At 40.8% G+C, this 20,624-nt stretch carries 21 protein-coding genes; 11 read left to right on the top strand and 10 right to left on the bottom strand.

Features of this window, described 5'->3' with window-relative positions; genetic code table 11:
* Positions 1 to 24 precede the first annotated feature (24 nt).
* Genes ACS604_RS10030 through ACS604_RS09995 form a run of 8 tightly spaced genes read left to right on the top strand, consistent with a single transcriptional unit; the run spans position 25 to position 6,594 of the window.
* Complete coding sequence (locus tag ACS604_RS10030; protein WP_474771603.1) at positions 25 to 1,320, top strand: NAD(P)/FAD-dependent oxidoreductase; 1,296 nt, start codon at positions 25 to 27, stop codon at positions 1,318 to 1,320.
* Between the two features lie 2 nt (positions 1,321 to 1,322).
* Positions 1,323 to 1,868, top strand: coding sequence for a DUF3261 domain-containing protein (locus ACS604_RS10025; protein ID WP_267531146.1), 546 nt, complete (start codon positions 1,323 to 1,325; stop codon positions 1,866 to 1,868).
* Entirely contained in the window at positions 1,865 to 3,067 is a 1,203-nt protein-coding gene (locus tag ACS604_RS10020) for a beta-ketoacyl-[acyl-carrier-protein] synthase family protein (RefSeq protein WP_474771600.1), read from the top strand. The genes ACS604_RS10025 and ACS604_RS10020 overlap by 4 nt, the downstream gene beginning before the upstream one ends.
* A complete protein-coding gene (locus ACS604_RS10015; protein ID WP_004794678.1) occupies positions 3,067 to 3,492 on the top strand; it encodes a hotdog family protein in 426 nt (141 codons plus the stop codon). The genes ACS604_RS10020 and ACS604_RS10015 overlap by 1 nt, the downstream gene beginning before the upstream one ends.
* A 23-nt stretch (positions 3,493 to 3,515) precedes the next feature.
* Positions 3,516 to 4,241 carry a 3-ketoacyl-ACP reductase FabG2 gene (locus tag ACS604_RS10010; protein WP_004794677.1) on the top strand — a complete coding sequence of 242 codons (726 nt, stop codon included), beginning with the start codon at positions 3,516 to 3,518 and terminating at the stop codon, positions 4,239 to 4,241.
* Positions 4,241 to 5,467 (top strand): beta-ketoacyl-ACP synthase, encoded by a 1,227-nt coding sequence (locus ACS604_RS10005; RefSeq protein WP_474771598.1) that lies wholly within the window; start codon positions 4,241 to 4,243, stop codon positions 5,465 to 5,467. The genes ACS604_RS10010 and ACS604_RS10005 overlap by 1 nt, the downstream gene beginning before the upstream one ends.
* An 11-nt stretch (positions 5,468 to 5,478) precedes the next feature.
* Complete coding sequence (locus ACS604_RS10000; RefSeq protein ID WP_004794675.1) at positions 5,479 to 5,913, top strand: hypothetical protein; 435 nt, start codon at positions 5,479 to 5,481, stop codon at positions 5,911 to 5,913.
* Between the two features lie 24 nt (positions 5,914 to 5,937).
* Positions 5,938 to 6,594 carry a 4'-phosphopantetheinyl transferase family protein gene (locus tag ACS604_RS09995; protein ID WP_474771596.1) on the top strand — a complete coding sequence of 219 codons (657 nt, stop codon included), beginning with the start codon at positions 5,938 to 5,940 and terminating at the stop codon, positions 6,592 to 6,594.
* Positions 6,595 to 6,662: 68 nt separating this feature from the next.
* On the opposite strand, the gene secB is transcribed toward ACS604_RS09995, so the two are convergent.
* The 4 genes from secB to rsgA all read right to left on the bottom strand — a co-directional run bounded on the left by secB (position 6,663) and on the right by rsgA (position 8,987).
* Positions 6,663 to 7,115, bottom strand: coding sequence for a protein-export chaperone SecB (gene secB, locus ACS604_RS09990; protein WP_003654925.1), 453 nt, complete (start codon positions 7,113 to 7,115; stop codon positions 6,663 to 6,665).
* Between the two features lie 27 nt (positions 7,116 to 7,142).
* Positions 7,143 to 7,400, bottom strand: a complete 258-nt coding sequence (gene grxC / locus ACS604_RS09985; RefSeq protein WP_002114715.1) for a glutaredoxin 3 — start codon at positions 7,398 to 7,400, stop codon at positions 7,143 to 7,145.
* Positions 7,401 to 7,411: 11 nt separating this feature from the next.
* On the bottom strand, positions 7,412 to 7,828 hold the full coding sequence (locus ACS604_RS09980; protein ID WP_004794673.1) for a rhodanese-like domain-containing protein: 417 nt from the start codon (positions 7,826 to 7,828) through the stop codon (positions 7,412 to 7,414).
* Positions 7,829 to 7,925: 97 nt separating this feature from the next.
* The gene (rsgA, locus tag ACS604_RS09975) at positions 7,926 to 8,987 is read right to left on the bottom strand and encodes a small ribosomal subunit biogenesis GTPase RsgA (RefSeq protein ID WP_005302303.1); all 1,062 of its coding nucleotides are present in this window, start codon (positions 8,985 to 8,987) and stop codon (positions 7,926 to 7,928) included.
* 125 nt (positions 8,988 to 9,112) lie between these two features.
* Here rsgA and orn point away from each other — a divergent pair, with 125 nt between their 5' ends.
* The 3 genes from orn to ACS604_RS09960 all read left to right on the top strand — a co-directional run bounded on the left by orn (position 9,113) and on the right by ACS604_RS09960 (position 11,506).
* Positions 9,113 to 9,679: an oligoribonuclease gene (gene orn / locus ACS604_RS09970; protein WP_005302306.1), complete on the top strand. Its 567-nt coding sequence runs from the start codon at positions 9,113 to 9,115 to the stop codon at positions 9,677 to 9,679.
* Between the two features lie 154 nt (positions 9,680 to 9,833).
* Positions 9,834 to 10,565: a Bax inhibitor-1/YccA family protein gene (locus tag ACS604_RS09965; RefSeq protein WP_004794670.1), complete on the top strand. Its 732-nt coding sequence runs from the start codon at positions 9,834 to 9,836 to the stop codon at positions 10,563 to 10,565.
* Positions 10,566 to 10,702: 137 nt separating this feature from the next.
* Positions 10,703 to 11,506 carry an enoyl-ACP reductase FabI gene (locus tag ACS604_RS09960; protein ID WP_023274323.1) on the top strand — a complete coding sequence of 268 codons (804 nt, stop codon included), beginning with the start codon at positions 10,703 to 10,705 and terminating at the stop codon, positions 11,504 to 11,506.
* Between the two features lie 68 nt (positions 11,507 to 11,574).
* Here the strand turns inward: ACS604_RS09960 and ACS604_RS09955 are convergent, their stop codons facing one another.
* From ACS604_RS09955 to leuS, 6 genes are all read right to left on the bottom strand, one after another.
* Positions 11,575 to 12,969 (bottom strand): efflux transporter outer membrane subunit, encoded by a 1,395-nt coding sequence (locus ACS604_RS09955; RefSeq protein ID WP_174758629.1) that lies wholly within the window; start codon positions 12,967 to 12,969, stop codon positions 11,575 to 11,577.
* Between the two features lie 22 nt (positions 12,970 to 12,991).
* Positions 12,992 to 14,986 carry a MacB family efflux pump subunit gene (locus ACS604_RS09950; protein ID WP_005302315.1) on the bottom strand — a complete coding sequence of 665 codons (1,995 nt, stop codon included), beginning with the start codon at positions 14,984 to 14,986 and terminating at the stop codon, positions 12,992 to 12,994.
* A 2-nt stretch (positions 14,987 to 14,988) separates the two neighbouring features.
* A complete protein-coding gene (locus ACS604_RS09945) occupies positions 14,989 to 16,329 on the bottom strand; it encodes a MacA family efflux pump subunit (protein WP_474771590.1) in 1,341 nt (446 codons plus the stop codon).
* A gap of 107 nt (positions 16,330 to 16,436) precedes the next feature.
* The gene (gene holA, locus ACS604_RS09940) at positions 16,437 to 17,426 is read right to left on the bottom strand and encodes a DNA polymerase III subunit delta (RefSeq protein WP_004794664.1); all 990 of its coding nucleotides are present in this window, start codon (positions 17,424 to 17,426) and stop codon (positions 16,437 to 16,439) included.
* 18 nt (positions 17,427 to 17,444) lie between these two features.
* Positions 17,445 to 17,954: an LPS-assembly lipoprotein LptE gene (locus ACS604_RS09935; RefSeq protein WP_004794663.1), complete on the bottom strand. Its 510-nt coding sequence runs from the start codon at positions 17,952 to 17,954 to the stop codon at positions 17,445 to 17,447.
* A gap of 27 nt (positions 17,955 to 17,981) precedes the next feature.
* A complete protein-coding gene (gene leuS / locus ACS604_RS09930; RefSeq protein WP_151826851.1) occupies positions 17,982 to 20,606 on the bottom strand; it encodes a leucine--tRNA ligase in 2,625 nt (874 codons plus the stop codon).
* Positions 20,607 to 20,624: the final 18 nt, after the last annotated feature.

The following is a 20,624-nucleotide window of genomic DNA, read 5'->3' as shown; positions in this document are numbered from 1 at the left end:
ATAAATTAAAAAGGAAGTTGTGCTATGAGCACTATAGAAAAAATTGACGTCGTGATTATTGGGGCTGGGCCATCAGGTAGTTCTGCTGCTGCACTTCTTCGAAAAAAGGGCTATACCGTTACAGTCATCGAAAAACAGCATTTTCCTCGTTTTTCGATTGGTGAATCATTGCTACCGCAGTCTATGGGATTTTTAGAAGAGGCTGGTTTATTAGAAACAGTCCGTGAGCATGTTGAACAATATGCTTTTCAATTTAAAAATGGGGCAGCTTTTCTACGTGGCAAACAGCGTAGTTTTTATGACTTTACAGAAAAATTTACCGATGGTCCGGGGACGACTTGGCAAGTTCGCCGTGCAGATTTCGACAATTTGCTAGCAAGGCAGGCTCAAGCTTATGATGCTGATATACGCTTTGGACATGAGGTTTTAGATGTTGATGTTGCATCTGAACAGCCTTTAATTACAGTAATCGATGAAGAACAACGGCGTTATCAGATTCAAACTAAATTCTTATTAGATGCGAGTGGCTTTGGGCGAATTTTGCCAAAGTTATTAGATTTAGAGAGCCCATCAAATTTTCCGGTACGACGTGCACTGTTTACCCATATTGAAGATGGAATTACAGATGATCCTGAATTTGACCGTAATAAAATTTTAATTACGGTGCATGAAAAAGATCATCGCGCATGGTATTGGCTGATTCCATTTGCAGATGGACGGGCTTCTTTTGGTATCGTTGCAGAACAAGACTTTTTTGATAAATACACAGTTGAAAATGCTTTGGATAATGAACCTGAAGCAATGTTCAAACGCATTTTAGCCGATGAACCAAGCTTGTCACATGTCTTGCGCCATGCAAAGTTTGATACACCAGTGCGTACTTTGGTGGGCTACTCAGCGAATGTAAAACACTTGGCAGACCGCAACTATGCGCTATTAGGTAATGCGGGTGAATTTCTTGATCCGGTCTTTTCATCAGGTGTGACGATTGCTCTTAAATCTTCAAGTTTGGCGGTTCCTTTGGTTGAACGAGTTTTACAAGGTGAGCAAGTCGACTGGTTAGAAGAATATGAAAAACCATTACGCCGCGGCATTCAGGTATTTCGTGCCTATGTTGAGTCATGGTACGAAGGCGAGTTCCAAGATGTGGTGTTCTCGCAAAATCAAAATGAAGGTATTCGCCGTATGATTTCTTCATTATTGGCTGGTTATGCGTGGGATGAAAAAAATCCGATTCATAAAAATGCCAAACGTAGACTCAGCACCTTGGCAGAATATTGTCGTGAAGGCTTGGCGCAAGAACAGGTACTTGAGGGATAACCATGCAACGCAAATGGGCAACGATATTACTCAGTAGCTTTATATTTTTAAATGGTTGTCAGGTCATGCCACATGCCAAAGGATTGCAAAGTCCACTATGGCAAGCTCAGACTTATCAACGGCAAGATCAGGTTGAAGTTCAGTGGAAGCAGCAAAGTTTTAGCTTCTTGTTATATCAACAGCAAAAGGGTGCTGTACTGGATATGGTCGCTTTGAGCTTGACAGGGCAGCAATTATTTCAGTTACAGTTTGATGGGCATCGGGTTCATGTTGAACAGCGTATTGATCAAATGCGTTTATTGCCTTTTGAGTTTGTAGTGCGTGACCTTTTGTTTGCGACATACCCTCAGTTTTCGCATTTAGGGCAGCAAGCTGTAGAGATGAAACAACAAGCAGACAAGCAGGTTGTTTATATTGAAAAGCAACCTGTATTGCAGCTTAAACAGGGACAAGGAAGCATTGAATTGATTAATGAACAAGTCCCTTATACCATGACGCTGAGTTCGATTGAGAACACCTTGCAGACAGAAGAAAGTTCTACGCCATGAAACATTTACCTTCAGCAAATGCAGCTCCAATGGTAGTAGGCATACAATTTAGTGTTGGTTTATCTGCATTAGGCTGCGAACTTAATCAAATTAAACAGGCATTACAACAGCCGCAGCAAACCTTGAGTTTGCGAGATGATTTAATCGCTGATCGTGATGTTTGGGTGGGACAATATACATATCCATTATGTTCGAGCGTACCTGATGCTTTACAGTCTGTAGATTCACGTAATCTACGTTTTGCATTAACCGCATTATCCGAAATTGAAACAGAGTTAAAAGCTTATACGGCATCCTTTGAAAATAAACGTTTGGCCATTGTGGTGGGCACATCTACTTCTGGTATTGCAGATAATGAATTGTTACTTAAGCAATATTTTCAAGGGAAAACCGATCTATCGATATCTCATTATCCTCAAGAAATGAGTTGTTTAGCGAAAGCATTGCAGCAGTACTTAGGATGGGAAGGGCCAGCCTATACGATTTCAACAGCTTGTTCTTCAAGTGCTAAAGCATTAGCTGCAGGGCAGAGATTACTTCACGCAGATTTAGCTGATGTTGTGCTAGTCGGTGGCGTCGATACCTTGTGTAAGTTGACTCTAAATGGATTTAATAGTCTAGAGAGTTTATCTGAACATATTTGCCAACCCTGCGGTCTAAACCGTGATGGTATTAATATTGGTGAAGCCGCTGCGTTTTTTGTACTAAGTAAAGAACAAGCCCCTGTCATGTTAATGGGAGCGGGTGAATCTATGGATGCATGGCACATTTCGGCCCCGCACCCTGAAGGTAAAGGTGCTGCTTTAGCTATGCAACGTGCATTAGATATGGCACATATTTCCGCTCAAGAGGTGGGTTATATCAACTTGCATGGAACAGCAACTCCACAAAATGACGCAATGGAAATTAAGGCTGTAAGGCAAGTTTTTGGTGATTACCAAGTTGCTTTGAGTAGTACCAAACATAAAACTGGACATTGCCTCGGTGCAGCGGGTGCCATCGAAGCTTTTATTTGTGAGCAAGTTTTAAAAGATCAAAGTTGGTTGCCTTTACATCAAAGTGGTGAGGTTGATCCAGATTTGGCTGACCAAAACTATGTGCAAGAATCCGAGTTAACACAGCCCATTCGCTATGTCATGAGTAATTCTTTCGCTTTTGGGGGAAGTAATATTAGTCTTGTTTTTGGAGTGAAACCCTAATGAAACTGGATGCAATTCAATATATTCCTCATGAGCAACCGATGGTATTTATTGACCATTTAATCGAGGTTGCAGAAGGGCGGGCGCAAGCAGAACTCACGATTACGCCAGAGCTGATGTTTTGTGAAGCAGAAGGTTTGCCGACATGGGCAAGCATTGAAATTATGGCACAAACGATTAGTGCTTATTCAGGCTGGCAAGGTCAGCAGTCAAAACAAGCACCAAAAGTCGGTTTTTTATTGGGAACGCGTAAGTTAAATTTACCGATTCCTTATTTCGCCTTGGGTTCTCGATTGATCATTCAAATAGAACAACAATATTTTCATGAAGGACTTGGGCAATTTTCCTGTGAAATTCAATATGCTGAGCACTGCATTCAGGCAACGTTAAGTGTATTTGAGCCAACAGAATCACCATTTGAATAACCACAAAGAATTAGGAATATATTGTGACAAGACGAATTTTAGTAACAGGTTCAAGTCGAGGAATTGGGAAAGCGATTGCATTACAACTTGCCAAGGCTGGTTTTGATGTGACTGTGCATGCACGTTCGCGTCAGGCAGAGGCTGAGCAAGTCGTACAAGAGATTCAAGCGTTGGGACAAAATAGCCATTATCTAATGTTTGATGTAAATGAACGCCAAACTGTTCAACAGATTTTAGAACAAGATGTAGAACAGCATGGCGGATTCTATGGCGTTGTATTGAATGCAGGTCTTACTCATGATGGAGCTTTTCCTGCACTCACCGATCAAGATTGGGATGAAGTTATTTCGACTTCCCTAGACGGTTTTTATAACGTATTAAAACCATTAGTTATGCCAATGATTCATTTACGTAAAGGTGGCCGTATTGTCACCTTATCTTCGGTTTCTGGGATTATGGGTAACCGTGGTCAGGTTAACTATAGTGCTGCAAAAGCAGGTCTGATTGGTGCGACCAAAGCTTTGGCACTCGAATTGGCGAAGCGAAAAATTACTGTGAACTGTGTTGCACCAGGATTGATCGAAACTGAAATGGTGACAGATGAAGTCAAAGAACATGCGCTTAAAATGATTCCGTTGCAACGCATGGGACAGGTCGATGAAGTGGCGAGTGTAGTAAAATTCTTGTGTTCAGATGAAGCTTCTTATGTAACTCGACAGGTTATTTCTGTGAATGGAGGACTCATCTGATGAAGCGTGTGGTTGTGACAGGAATGGCTGGAATTACCTCTTTAGGTGAAACTGCCGATGACATCTTTGCTCGATTTGACGCTGCCAAAAGCGGTATACGCTACATGCCAGAGTGGGAGCAATATGTTGATCTTCGGACCAAGCTTGCTGGGCCTGTTGAAACATTCCATGTTCCAAAACATTTTAACCGTAAGGTTACCCGCGGGATGGGGCGTGTAGCCCTTATGTCTGTGGTTTGTGCCGAAACTGCTTTACAAAATGCTGGTTTGCTTGGGCATGAAATTTTGTCTAGTGGCGAAGCAGGTGTTGCTTTTGGTTCTTCTGCGGGTAGCGTAGAGGCCGTGGGTGAGTTTGCTAGCATGTTGCTTCATCAGAGCATGAGTAAGATCAACGCAACTACTTATATTCGTATGATGGCCCACACCAGTGCCGTGAACATGACCGTATATTTTGGTCTTAAAGGCTTAACTTTACCTACCTCAAGTGCCTGTACCTCTGGTTCTATGGCCATTGGGCAAGCCTATGAAGCGATTAAATATGGCAAACAACAGGTCATGATTGCAGGTGGTGCTGAGGAACTTAGTGCAGCAGGTGCAGCCGTTTTTGATGTATTGTTCGCGACCAGTGGCATGAATGATCAACCCGAAAAAACACCGCGTCCATTTGATGCTAAGCGAGATGGATTGGTGATTGGTGAAGGGGCAGGTTGTTTAATTTTAGAAGAATATGAACATGCTAAAGCTCGAGGTGCTCATATCTATGCAGAGGTGATTGGCTACGGTAGCAATACTGATGGTCAACATGTAACTAAACCAGACGCCGAGATGATGGGGCGCTGTATGCAATTAGCACTTAAAGATGCATCTGTAGAGGCTAAAGACATCGCTTATGTGAATGCGCACGGCACCTCAACAGATCAGGGGGATGTGGCTGAAAGTCAGGCGACAGCAACAGTTTTAGGATGTAAACCGATCAGTTCTTTAAAAAGCTACTTTGGACATACGCTGGGGGCGTGCGGAGCTATTGAAGCTTGGCTGAGCATTGAAATGATGAATCGTGGCCGCTTTATTCCAACTTTAAACCTAGATGAAATCGACCCATTGTGTGGTGATCTGGATTATATCATTCAGCAGCCGAGAAATTTGGATGCTGACATTATTATGAGCAATAACTTTGCTTTTGGCGGAATTAATACTTCGCTTATTTTTAAACGTGTTAAACAATAAGGAACACAACAATGTTAAATAAAAAACTTTTATTTGTAGCAATGCTAAGTGCGGGTTTTACTGCCACTGTTCAGGCTGGAGATGAAGTACATCAGTTAAATTTTAAAGAAGCTGTTGACCGTGCAGTTGCAGATGGGACTTTAGATGGTTCAGTAAAGTTTTATTTAAAGGGTACAAAGTCTGGCGGTAAAATCATTCAAAAAGATGCGGTAACCAATAAAAAAACCAATGGTTTTGGTAAGTCAGCAGCAACGTCTTGTGACTGGGTTTTACGTTCAGCACTGATCCAAATGCAAAATAATGCTAAAGCACAAGGTGCAAATGCAGTTACCAATATTGTGAGCTATTTTAAAGCCAATGAAACTACAAGTACGACAACTTACGATTGCTATAAAGGTGCCATGATGGCGGGTGTTACCTTAAAAGGCGACGTGGTTAAATTCTAATTAATTTTAAATAAGGTCGGGATAATGTCTAAACGTAATATTGAAGTCTACACACAGACATTGTCCCAGCTTCTTTTAAAATCTAAACAAGATTTTCCAGACTTTCGTACATTTAATCATTATAAAAAACAGCAAATATATAATATTAGAAACGAGCTCATAGCACAGAAATTACAAATTAAAATAACGAATTTGGAGTTTGCAAAACATGAGCATGGCAAGCCATATTTGTTGAACAACCATTTAGACTTTAATCACTCTCATAGCCAACAATACTATGCTTTAGCGATGAGTCAGCATGTTAAAGATATCGGTATAGACGTTGAAGAGTTAGACCGTAAAGTACGTTTGGAAGCTCTAGCGCAGCATGCATTTCATCCCGATGAATATGCAACATGGCAAAGTCTAGAACAAGACAGAGAATATTGGTTTAAAGTCTGGACGACTAAAGAAGCCGTTCTAAAAGCATCAGGCCTTGGTATACGTTTAGATTTAAATACTTTAAACACCCAAGCACATCCTACAGACCGTGGCGGAATATGTTCTCATCCACTGATCGGGACATTTGCTTATCAAAACTTCATTGTGGGTAATATGATTTTAACAGTGGCATGGCGCTCAGAATTATCTTGCCGTGGTTTTCAGTTTCCTACAGTTCAGCTTCATTCACTTGATACTTAATAAGCGAATAGAAGACATAAAAAAACCGCGAATTACGCGGTTTTTTTAGTTTAGAGCAAGCTATAAAATTAAGCTTGACCTTCAACAGCTTGAGCACGTTGCATATTCGCTTCGAACTCTGCATCAAAGTTGATTGGTGTAAGAAGTAACTGTGGGAAGCTACCTTTAGTCACTAAATCATTTACCGCTTCACGTAAGAACGGGAACAAAATATTTGGGCAATAAGCACCTAAAATATACGGTAAGCGATCTTCTTCAATGTTATCAATTAAGAAAATACCTGATTGAGTGATATCTACAATGAACGCTGTTTCGTTGTCGTTATCAGCTTGTACCACAACTTTTAAAGAAACTTCAAAATGAGTTGGATCAATTTTTTCTGCAGCAGAAGAAAGATTGATATTGAGTTCAGGTTGCCATTGTTTAGTAAAAACCTGCGCCCCAGGAACCTCAAAAGAAATATCTTTTGTATAAATACGCTCTAAAGCTAATTGTGGTTGAACTTGTTGTTCTTCGCTCATTGTTTTTTCCTTAATATGGATGCGAGATTAAGCCAATAATTCGTCGAGTTTACCTTCACGCTCTAAAGCATAAAGTTGGTCAAAACCACCAATAAACTGATCGTTAATAAAAATTTGTGGGACAGTACGATGATTAGTGCGTTGCATTAATTCAACACGTACTTCCGGTGCTTCAACAGAAAGATTTACTTCTTTATAAGCAACACCTTTACGCTCAAGTAACTGTTTAGCACGAACGCAATACGGACATACAGAAGTTGAGTAAACAATGACATTTGCAGCCATAATAATTCTCCTTAAGCTTTTGGTTTGCTTTTAACAAGAGGTAAGCCTTGTGCTTTCCAGTTACTAATACCACCATCAAGACGATAGCTGTCATGGTGAGCAACTTTTTGCAAAGCACTACCAGCGACTTGCCCGAGGTTGCAAATAAATACCAATGGACGGTCACTTGCTTTTAATTCATCAGCATGACTTGCAATTTGACTGAAAGGAATATTGCGGCTACCACTAATATGACCTTCACGGAAGTCTTTACTATCGCGCAAGTCGATGAGTATGGCATTTTTCGCTTTCACTAAAATACCAAGCGACTGTGGTGAAATTTTACGACCGTTACGTTGACCTTCAAAAATGAAGAACAACACGACCAAGACTCCGAGCGTACCAAACAAAATGGGGTGATTCCCCATAAACTCTAACCAGCGTTCCACAAGTCACCTAAAAAAATTAAAAACAAAATTGACCTAGAGTATAGCGTATATAGATGGTGATCAAAATCACCACTTCAAGGGCAAAGCGGACAGAAAATTAGTTTTTTTGCTGTGCTTCTTGAATCTCATCATTTAAACGCAAAAAGCTATCTAGGCGCCGTGGTAAAATTTCACCAGATTCTACAGCGTGTTTTAACCCACAGTTCTTTTCATGAGTATGGGTACAGTTACGGAATTGGCAAGAACCCAAATGTGCTTCAATTTCTGGAAAGCCCATACGAATTTTTTCTAAATCAAGATGCCAAAGCCCAAATTCACGAATTCCCGGTGAGTCGATTAACGCGCCATTTTTACCGAAATTCATTAAACGTGTAGAGGTTGTTGTGTGCTGACCAAGTGCAGAGTTTTCAGAAATAATATTTGTTTTTTGCTCTGCTTCTGGAATGAGCACATTAATTAAAGAACTTTTTCCTACACCCGATTGGCCAACGAAAGCGACTGTTTCGCCATCTAAACGTTCAGATAAAGCAGAGATATCACCCTTTTTAGACTGACAAATCATCACCTCATAACCCAAAGTTTTATATTCTTCTAATAGGGTGAGAATTGGGTCATTTTCGGTTAACAAATCAGACTTATTTAGGACTAAAAGAGCAGGAATATTAGCATCTGCACAAGCAACTAAATAACGGTCAATTAACGTTGGCGCAGGTTCAGGAAGAGGTGAAAATACAATCACAATCAAACTGATATTTGCTGCCACAGGTTTAACTTTGTGATAACGGTCTGGACGGGTAAGTAAAGAGGTACGAGGGTGAATGGCTGTAATAATACCTAAACCCGTGTTTGGGTCAGCTTGCCATTTAACTCGGTCACCAGTCACAAGTAATTCTAAGTTTGTGCGAGTATGACAGCGCCATACGCTTTTGAGCTCGATAGGTTTCCAGAAAGGTTCTGGCTCTCCTTCGGCAACTTGAGGTTTTTCTGGGTGATGCTCAGGTACAGAGAGTGCTTGTACTTCAAGTTGGCGGCCATAATGTTGTACAACGAGTCCGTCCAGATCTTGTGAGGTATCGGCCTCTTCTTGGCGAGTTTTGTGCTGTTTTTCAATACGACGTTGCTGTTGTTCAGTTAAACGACGCTTACGAATTAAAGCCATTCATATCCCAAAAAAACCACTGTTTGAAGATGGCAAAAATAGCATGAAGCGGCTATAGAATTACAGCGCAGATGCAAGAAATTTGCTACTATTGATGTTTTTACGGCATTTTAGAACGTACATACATGAGCAGTACTTTAAATACACGATTAATTTGGATTGATCTGGAAATGACCGGATTAGATACCGATAATGACCAAATTATTGAAATCGCAACAATTATTACAGATGATCATTTAAATGTACTTGCCGAAGGTCCGGTTTTAGCCGTTCACCAGCCTGACCGTATTTTAAATGCAATGGATGAGTGGAATACCCGCCAACATGGGCAGTCTGGTCTGATTGAACGAGTTCGTCGCAGCAAATTAACAGCTCGTGATGCTGAGTTACAAACTTTAGAATTCCTAAAAAAATGGGTGAATCCAAAAGTTTCACCGATGTGTGGTAACTCGATCTGTCAGGATCGCCGTTTCTTACACCGTCTTATGCCTGAACTAGAGCAGTATTTCCACTATCGTAATCTTGATGTATCTACGGTCAAAGAACTCTCAAAACGCTGGCGCCCTGAAATCATGAGCGGTCTGAAAAAGAATGCATCGCATTTGGCAATGGATGATATTCGTGACTCGATTTCCGAGTTGAAATATTACCGTGAATATTTCTTTATCATGAACACTGACGGTAAAGATTAATAACTTTCCCCAAGTGATATGAAAGGGAGGCTATTGCCTCCTTTTTTATTGTTTAAAGGGGATTGTTACAATAATGCCGATCGCCTGATTTGGCTTTCATATTCATTTTGCTTAAAATGATGTTTTAAATTTTTATTATAAAAAGAGAGCATTTATGCAAAGTAATAACCCGATACTGACCCGTGTTGAAACGGTCAGTGACTATAGTCAACCGATGACTGTGCAAGGTGCGATTCAAAAATCTGTAATGTTGACAGTCATTGCTGCTGCGGTGGGTGTCGCTTTATTTTTCTATGCAGCCTTTACTGCAAATGTTGGCATTGCTTACGCGGCTTCAATTGTGGGTGCAATTGGTGGCTTGGTTTTAGCTTTAATTACAACGTTTAAACCAACGACCGCACCAACATTGGCAATTCCATATGCCTTATTTGAAGGGGCTTTTTTAGGTGGTATTTCTTTTACTTTCCAGTTGAAATACCCAGGTGTTCCTCTTCAGGCTTTATTAGCGACTTTCGTTACGACTTTGGTGATGTTTGGTCTATATAAATTCCAAATTATTCGCGCAACTGAAAAGTTCAAGTCAGTTGTAATTTCTGCATCTTTGGCGATCTTTATTGTATTTATCGTACAGATGGTCATGCGTTTAGCATTTGGTTCAAGCGTTCCTTATATTTTTGAAAGTAACTGGTTAGGTATTGGCTTTGCTGCATTTGTTGCAGTGATTGCTTCACTTAACCTGATTTTAGATTTTGATTTAATTGAAACTAATGCAGCATATCGTGCACCAAAATTCATGGAATGGTTGTGTGGTATCGCATTACTTGCAACTTTAGTGTGGATGTATATTTCTTTCTTACGCTTACTTGGCTTATTGTCTGACGACTAAGATTAAATTCATCGAGAAGTCGCTCCTCATCAGGAGCGATTTTTTTTCGTGCGATTTTTGAAAAAAGATGCATTATGCAATTTCGAAAACCGCTGAATATTGGCATTATGCTTGAAATTGTTTTGAGTGAGATCGGCATGACACAAGGACTTTTAGCAGGTAAGCGCTTTTTGATTGCAGGCGTTGCTAGTAAATTATCAATTGCTTTTGGTATTGCACAAGCATTACACCGTGAGGGTGCAGAGCTTGCGTTTACTTATCCAAACGAAAAATTAAAAAAACGTGTGGATGAATTTGCTGAGCAATTCGGTTCTAAGCTTGTGTTTCCATGTGATGTTGCTGTTGATGCTGAAATTGATAATGCATTTGCAGAACTTGCAAAACATTGGGACGGCGTAGACGGTGTTGTGCACTCAATTGGCTTTGCACCTGCACACACACTTGATGGTGACTTCACTGACGTAACTGACCGTGACGGTTTTAAAGTTGCTCATGACATCAGTGCATACAGCTTTATTGCAATGGCTCGTGCTGCAAAACCTTTATTACAAGCTCGCCAAGGTTGTTTATTGACTTTGACTTATCAAGGTTCTGAGCGCGTTATGCCTAACTATAACGTAATGGGTATGGCAAAAGCTTCTTTAGAAGCTGGTGTTCGCTACTTAGCATCAAGCTTGGGTGTTGACGGTATTCGTGTAAATGCGATTTCTGCGGGTCCAATCCGTACTTTGGCTGCTTCTGGTATTAAGTCTTTCCGTAAAATGTTAGATGCCAATGAAAAAGTTGCGCCGTTAAAACGTAATGTAACGATTGAAGAGGTAGGTAATGCAGCGTTGTTCCTATGCTCACCTTGGGCTTCTGGTATTACTGGTGAAATTCTATATGTAGATGCTGGTTTCAATACTGTAGGTATGAGCCAATCTATGATGGATGATGAATAAGTTTTAAAACTTATTTAGCTATAAAAAAGCCGTAGTTGAAGGACTACGGCTTTTTTAATTGGTACAAGTTACTGAGGAAGTTCTTTTACAGGTGAACCACCTAAAGCTTGCATGAGGGTGACATACGCGTTGTATTGGCTTTGCTTGGTTTCAACGAGGCTTAAACGTGCAGTACGTGTAGTTTGCTGAGCATCAAGAAGTGTTTTTAATGCGACAGCACCATAACGGTAACGGACTTCGGTTAAACGTTCAGTTTTTTCTGCAAGTTCAACATTACGTTCTTGTAACGCTACTTGTTTGTCGAGTTCGGTACGACTCGATAAAGCGTTTTCTACATCAGCAAAAGCCTGATAAAGCGTTTGACGATATTGAATAATCGCTTTTTCATAATCCAGATTGCTAATTGCGATATCTTTCTTCATATCGTTATATTGCAAAAATGGTAAGCTCAAACTCGCCCCAAGTGTGAGGGCAGGGTTACGTAACAGTTCTGTCAACGATGTGCTGGTTGAACCTAAACTGCTAGTTAAGCTAATCGATGGATAGTAGCTCGCCTTAGTAGCATCTTTAGTGGCTAATGCTTTTCTTAAGCGTAGCTCACTTGCTTGCAAATCAGGGCGACGCGATAAAATATCGGCAGGTAAACCAGCACCAATTGAAGGTAGAGCAGTGCGTGGTAAACGCTTTGGTTCTTGAATGTTTAATTGTTGCAATGGCTCATGCAATAGCACTGCAATAGCCGTACGTGTTTCAACCAATTGTTGTTCAATCTGGCTTAAACTCGCTTTCTGGCTTTGTACAGATTGTTCTGCTTGAGTCAGATCTACACCTGAAACTGCGCCAGCTTTATATTGAATTTGTACCAAGTCATAAAGCTTTTGAGAGGTTGCGAGACTTTGCTGGGCAGTTGTGTAGCGCTCATTTAAATAACCGAGTTGCCAATAGAGTTTGGCAGTGGTTGCAATTAAACTTTGCCCAGTGGCTTGTAAGTCTTGTTCGGTCGCTAAGGCTTCCCATTTACTTGCCTCAGTTTGGCGTGCAAGCTTGCCAAACAAGTCAAGCTCATAGCTTACACCCGCACTCATTGATAGGCCTTTAGAGCTGTCATCTCCCGAATTTAAATCGAAAGAATGTCCTGTAGAAACACTAGAACTGGTACGCAAGCCTTGTTGGTTTGCAGTTAGATCAGCTTGTAAACGAGCTTGCTTTAAGGCAATACCTGCAACTGCTAAATCACTGTTACGTTCTAATACATTGCTTACCAGCTGATTAAGCTGTGCATCATTGAAAAGCGTCCACCAACGATCAGAGTATTGATCGGCAGACATGTTTTTTGCTTTTGCTGTGTCATATTGAAAACTACCCGGAACTTGTACTGCAGGCGTTTCATAAGGTGTTTTTACTACAGCTGCACATCCTACAAGAGAACCTGTGAGAAGGAGTGCTGTGCTGAGTTTAGTCATAGAGAAAGACATGCAATTTTCCTTATTCTCGAGATAGTGCGGCAACAGGGTCAAGTTTCGCGGCATTCTTAGCAGGCAAGAAACCGAATACGACACCAATCAGTGTTGAACAGACAAATGCTGCAATAATAGAAGTGCTTGAATAAGCCACGCTAAAGTTACCGCCAGCAAATTTATTAATAAGTTGTCCAAGGCCAAGCGATAGTAAGACGCCAAGCACACCACCAATTAAACACACCAAAATTGCTTCAATTAGGAATTGCTGCAAAATATCACTTTGACGAGCACCTACGGCCATACGTACACCAATTTCCTGAGTACGTTCAGTCACAGAAACCAACATAATATTCATTACCCCGATACCACCAACCACCAGTGAAATTACGGCAATTGCTGAAACTAGAAGCGTCATTGTGCTGGTTGTTTTCTCAATAGTTTGACGGATACTGTCACTGTTCATGGTGAAAATATCTTGTGCACCATGGCGCTGGGTTAATAAATTTACAATCGCATTTTCTGCGGCAGCAGTTGAATATTTGTCATTAATACGAACCACGATATTACGTACATTAGATTGACCTAACATACGGCTCATTACGGTTGTATAAGGCATATAGACATTTAACGTATCATCTGAGCCCATGCCGCTTGTCTGCGGTTCTACAATTCCGATAATACGTGCTGGTACACTACCGAGCAGTACGACTTGGCCAATTGGATTGCTACCATCTCCAAAGAATTGTTTTTGTGTATTGGTATCAATGACAACATCTTGTGAACGATCACGCACACTACGTTGGTCAAAAGTTTGCCCATCTTTAAAGACTAAACCTTTTACATCGAAATAATCGTTACTCACACCATTAATGGTCGCATTTGCTTCATTCTGCTGGTAACGCATGGTTTTGGATGTACTGACGATTGGGCTGACTGCGCTGACATAAGGTTGAGTCATTAACGCATCAGCATCGGCAGGAACCAAAGTTTTAAAGTTTGCAGTTTTGGAGTTATCACCAAAACCACGGCCCTGAAACACCGTAATCGTATTTGTTCCCAAGCTGCTAATATTGCTTAAAATTTGTTGTTGAGAACCTTTACCTAGCGCGACCACTGTAACAACAGATGCAATACCAATAATAATCCCAAGCATGGTTAAAAAAGTACGCATGCGGTGGGCATTCATCGACAGTAAAGCCATTTGAAAAGCTTCTGACAAACGATCTAAAGTAGAACGCCATGCGGAAATACTTTTGCCTTTCTTCTGTTTGCCTTGCAAAGCAGGAGCGGCATCTGGATCAGAATTGCCTGGTTCAGCTGCTTGATCAGGAACATTAGGACGGTCACTAATAATTTCTCCGTCACTAATTTCGATAATACGCGTCGCATTTTTGGCAACTTGCATATCGTGGGTGACTAAAATAATAGTGTGACCAGCGGCATTGAGTTCACGCAAAATACGCATCACCTCAACACCACTATGAGAGTCGAGTGCCCCTGTCGGTTCATCGGCCAGAATAACGTCACCGCCATTCATAAGGGCACGGGCAATAGAAACACGTTGCTGTTGACCACCAGAGAGCTGGCTTGGTCTATTAAGTGTTTTAGTACCTAAACCTAATTCAGTCAGTAAAGCCGTTGCACGTTGTTTACGCTCAGAAGGCGTAACACCTGCATAGACAGCTGGAACTTCAACGTTACCCTCAGCAGATAAGTCACCCAGTAAATGGTAGCGCTGGAAAATAAAACCAAAATATTCACGACGTAGTCGAGCGAGTTGATCTGGTTCGAGTTTACCGGTCTCTTGTCCACTAACCTTGTAACTACCACTCGTAGGGCGGTCTAAACAGCCCAAAATATTCATGAGTGTTGATTTGCCAGAACCAGACTGACCGACAATGGCAACCAGTTCACCTTCGTAAATGGTAAGGTCAATGCCTTTTAAAATTTGTATCGTGCTTTCGCCAGCAGGGAATTCCCGGACTAGATTGCTGACTTCAAGCAAAGCTTGTTTTGTCATGCTTACATTCCCATTGGGCCACTACGGCGACGGTTATTACTACTATTAGCTGATGCAGCAGAAGTATCTGCGCTATCGGCAATGACAACTTGATCACCTTGTTTTAAGCCCGCAAGAACTTGTGCATTTACACGGTTGTTAATGCCAACCAAAATTTGAGTTGGTTTAGTTGTGCCATCAGCTTGTAATACACGTACAACACTTAACGTTAATTTACCTTGTTCAATTAACTGTTTTTGCTCAGCAGTCAGGTTAAGACGCTCCAAACGAGCTCCATTTCCTTGAGATTTTTTAGCAGCTTCAGGTGTAGAGCTTGCTTTATCAGATGATTGGCCTGATTTTCTTTGACCTGAAAATTGTTTAGAGCTCAGTGCTGATGATGGAACGAGCAGGGCATTTTTAGCTGAGTTTAATACGATATAAACTTGTGCAGTCATATCAATACGCAATTTACCGTCGGTATTTGGCACATCGAATAAGGCATTATAGTAAACAGCTGAACTCGTTGTTGAGCTTGTCGTACTTGTTGATTCGCTAGAAATAGAATCTGGAGCAGGTTCAATCTGGCGTAAAGTTGCGTAACGTTTAGTATCTTCACCTAAGGTAGTGAAATAAACTTGTTGTCCTTTCTCAACTTTCATAATGTCAGCTTCACTGACTTGAGCCTTGATCGTCATGTTTTGTAGTTTTGCAATTTTGACAATTGTTGGCGCACTTTGATTGGCGTTTACTGTTTGACCTTCTTCGGTCACAATCGCAACAACCGTACCATCTGTTGGAGCAACAATACGCGTATAACCAATATTGGTTTGCGCCGTAGATTTTGTGACTTTTGCAGATTCGATTTGTGCATCTAATGCTTTGATTTGTGCTTGAGCTGTTTTATAGCTTGCCTCAGCCGATTCTAAATCCGCACGTGGTGTTGCATCTTGTGCATACATTTGTTGCTGACGGCGGTATTCAAGTTGTTTTTCATTCAAAGAAGCAACTTGCTGAAGGCGCTGCGCTTCTAAATTTTTAATATTTGCATCAGAGGTTTTTAAACTATTTTCTTGGGTGGTTGAATCAATCTGTGCAATGAGTTGGCCTTGCTTAACCTGATCGCCAAGTTGCACATACATCTTTTTAACCTGACCAGATACCTGCGCACCGACACTAATCAGTTTAGTTGCATCAAGTGTACCCGTTGCAAGTACATTATTTTCAATATCCCCGCGTGTTACCTCAGCAGTAATATATTGTGGCTGCTGCTGTTTTGGCTTGAAAAACTTCCAGGCTAATAGAGCAATAATGGCTATACAGATGATGATAATAACAAGTTTGATTGGCTTTATTTTTGGCATGGCGAGAGGTCGAAAAGTTTAAAATTTAATTTAGTATAAAAGCGAAATGAGGATAAAACGTGAATTTTTATGATATTTCAGGAATGAAGAAAAATGATTCAGGCGAATTACTGTATAAATAATGTTTTTCCACATAACTCAGCAATCGCTTGCTGCATTAAATGTTCTGCATTTTCGTTCGACATTCCTTTAATTGCTGCATCAATTTGCAATAGAAGGGTAGACCAGCCTAAAAACTGTTGTGGATTTAGTCTTCTTAATGCTTGTTGATATAAGCTGACTTTTGTTTTCCATATACCGAGCTGTAAGGCATTATGGGGTTGTTCAAACAATTGCATCAACAAACGCATTTCTTTACTTAAAGTCCATAAAATCAGACTATCGGGTTCGCCTGCTGCAATTAAATATTGAAAAATCTTGATAGATTGGCCAAGGTTGCCTTCTAATAATGCATCACTTAAATCATAGGTGGTATAGCGTGATTGATCTTGTAGGCACGCATATAATTGTTCAATTTGAATCAGTTGTTGGTCTGGAAAAGTGTCTCTTACACGCATCAAGCTATTTTTAGCTGCAAGCAAATTGTGCTCATGATGTTGCATTAGCCACTGCCAAGCATCATTGTCGAGTTGAATTTCAAGTTTCTCTGCTTCAGCAGATAAAATTCTTTGGCGATCTTGTGGGTAATTTGCCGTGAGGGCAACTACAACCCCATTTGCTTCAACAACTTGGAAAAAAGCAGATTTTAAGCTGCTACTATCTTGTTTGGGTAAAACAATTAATAGCAGGTTATGTTCATTATGTTGTATATAGCTTTTGAGCTGTTTTAAGCCATTCGCATCAGGTTTTATATTGCCGTGTACTTCAATAGCAAGCTGCTGAGAAAATAAAGACAAGCTATTAAGTGCGTTAAAGACATTTTTCCAGTCACTTACACTACTAATATCATAGCGCTGTCTTTCAACTTCTTGTTGTTGCCAGCTTTTTCGAAAGGCATCTAATAAATTTTGTTCTAATAAAGGCTCTTGCCCATGCAAAATCCACGCACCCCGAGCTTCCGGAGTACGTTTTAAGGCTTGTAAATAATCAATTTTCATTGCTAGTAAAAATACAGATTAAGGCTGAGCTTTTGGTAAGCGATTTGCTGAAATCTGACGAGTAATTTGCTGTGCAATATCATCAATTACAATACGTTGTAAGTAACTTTCTTGCTGATTTTCAGTGTTGACTGTTGCCAAGTCATATTGATAACTACGAGATGCAGTTAATGAGCGTGGCTCAGTAATTTTATTACCTTGACGGTCTTCAATCTGGAAGGTTACGGTCAAACGTAATAATACTTCAGTTAGTTTTCCATTTAAAAGCTGACGACGTGGTGTGTACTCTAAAACACGAAGTACGTAGGCATCATTATCATTGCTGAGTTGAACACCATTTGCGGCTAAATAAACTTTTAACTGCGTTTCCAAATCATCAGTTTTAGCTGGTAACTCAAGGCTTAACTTTTTATAAACAAGCGGAGTCGCAGTCGGGTTGGTTCCTTTTAAATGAAATCCACACCCGACTAAGCCTGCACTAAGGCCTAAGGTTAAAACAACAGCGGCTAAACGTTTGGCTAAGTGCATGCTTGATCCTCTCATTAATAACTTTAATTAAACCACGAGGTTAACTAATTTATTTGGAACCACAATTTCTTTTTTTGTTGGTCCGGTTAAGAATTGTTGAACTTCTGGTAGAGCTTTAGCTTGAGCTAATAGATCTTCCTTAGAAATATCAACAGAAACTTCAAGTTTACCGCGAAGTTTACCATTAACCTGTACAACAATCGTTTGTGTATTGCGTGTTAACGCAGAAGCATCAACTTCAGGGAATGTTGCCGCCGTAACATCTGTACCAAATTGAGCCAATAAAGTTTGGCTTAAATGCGGTGCAAACGGTTCAAGTAAAGTTAATAGTGTTGTGATTGCTTCACGTTCTACAGCAATGTCATTGTCATCTTTTGCTTCAAACTTGTTGCTTGCATTTAACAACTCCATTAAAGCAGCAATCGCAGTATTGAATGCATGACGACGTTCAATATCATCACTTACTTTTTGAATCGTTTCGTGTGTTTTACGACGTAAGTCTTGAGCGTCTTTAGATAAATTAGCTGTATCGATTGTAGAAGCTGAGTTGCCTTTTTCAAGGAAGCCAGCTACAAGGCGCCATACACGTTTCAAGAAACGATTTGCACCTTCAACACCTGCATCAGACCATTCTAAAGATTGATCTGGTGGAGCAGCAAACATCATGAATACACGAGCTGTATCTGCACCGTATTGATCAATAATCGCTTGTGGGTCAATACCGTTATTTTTCGACTTAGACATTTTTTCTTGTCCGCCGATCACAACTTCTTGGCCATCACCTGAATATTTTGCAGAAAGAATACGACCTTTCTCATCGCGTTCTAATTCAATATCAGCTGGGTTGAACCAAGTTTTCTTGCCATTTTCTGCTTCACGATAGAACGTATCTGCAAGTACCATGCCTTGAGTTAGCAAGTTGGTAAATGGCTCATTACCTTGTACAACGCCTTCATCACGCATTAATTTGTGGAAGAAACGTGCATAAAGTAAGTGAAGAATCGCGTGTTCAACACCACCAATGTATTGGTTTACAGGAAGCCAGTTTTGAGCTGCTTCAGGTTTAACCATACCACCAGTAAAGTCTGGAGATGCATAGCGTGCATAGTACCAAGATGACTCTACGAAGGTATCTAAAGTATCTGTTTCACGACGAGCATCGCCACCACAACAAGGACATTTAGTTTCATAGAATTCAGGCATTTTGTTAAGCGGGTTACCTGAACCATCTGGAACAACGTCTGTTGGTAATACAACTGGAAGCTGGTCTTCTGGAACTGTGACTTGACCACAAGTATCACAGTTAATCATTGGAATTGGACAACCCCAGTAACGTTGACGAGAAACACCCCAGTCACGTAAACGGAATTGAACTTTAGAGTTTGCTAAAGCTTGTGGTTCTAATTTTGCAAGGAATGCGTCAAACGCAGCTTGGAATTCTAAACCGTCAAACTCACCAGAGTTAACAAGTTTACCCTCTTTAGAACCGTACCATTCTTGCCACTCAGTTGCAGAGTAATCTGCATCGTCAGCGCCTTTCGCATCGATTACTTGCTTAATTGACAAGTTAAACTTGTTAGCAAATTCAAAATCACGTTCGTCATGCGCTGGTACAGCCATTACTGCGCCAGAACCATAAGACATTAATACGTAGTTTGCGATCCAGACAGGAAGCTCTTCACCAGTTACAGGATGTTTTACAAACAAGCCTGTTGCCATGCCTTTTTTCTCGGCTGTTGCCAAGTCCGCTTCTGCAACTGAACCCATGCGGCACTCTTCAATGAATGCAGCCAATTCTGGGTTGTTTTCAGCAGCTTTAAGCGCGAGAGGGTGTTCTGCTGCAACAGCCACATATGTCACACCCATTAGCGTGTCGGCACGTGTTGTATAAACAGTTAAGCCATCAGCATAGATTTCAGTATTGGCTGAAGGGAAAGTAATTTCCATGCCTGTAGAGCGACCAATCCAGTTACGTTGCATGGTCAACACTTGTTGAGGCCAGCCGTCTTGTAAAGTGTCAAGATCGTCTAATAATTCTTGTGCATAGTCCGTAATACGGAAGTAGTACATTGGAATATCACGTTTTTCAACCAATGCACCTGAGCGCCAGCCACGACCATTTTCAACTTGCTCGTTTGCTAAAACTGTTTGGTCAACTGGATCCCAGTTTACTGTTGAAAGTTTACGGTAGATTAGACCTTTTTTATAAAGCTGAACAAATAACCATTGTTCCCAGTGATAATACTCTGGTGTACAAGTCGCGAATTCGCGATCCCAGTCTACAGACAGGCCTAATTTTTTTAATTGGTCACGCATGTAAGCGATGTTTTCAAATGTCCATTTTGCTGGAGCAACTTTATGGGCAATTGCTGCATTTTCAGCAGGTAAACCGAATGCATCCCAACCCATAGGTTGTAATACAGTTTCACCTTTTAAACGGTAAAAACGGCTAATTACATCGCCAATTGTATAGTTACGCACATGCCCCATATGCAGCTTGCCGCTTGGGTAAGGAAACATTGACAGGATGTAGCGATGTTTACCTTCGACAGTGTCGGCAACTTTAAAGACTTTACGATTTTCCCAATCTTGTTGAACTGATGGTTCAATCGTGTTTGCTTGATATTCGGGGTCAATGTGAGAAATAGTCATAGACGTAAGCTATACAAC

It is taken from the genome of Acinetobacter sp. Li1LvA2 (genome assembly GCF_056156705.1).
The sequence above is the reverse complement of the archived record's forward strand: the minus strand, read 5'-3'. Positions and strand labels throughout refer to the sequence as shown.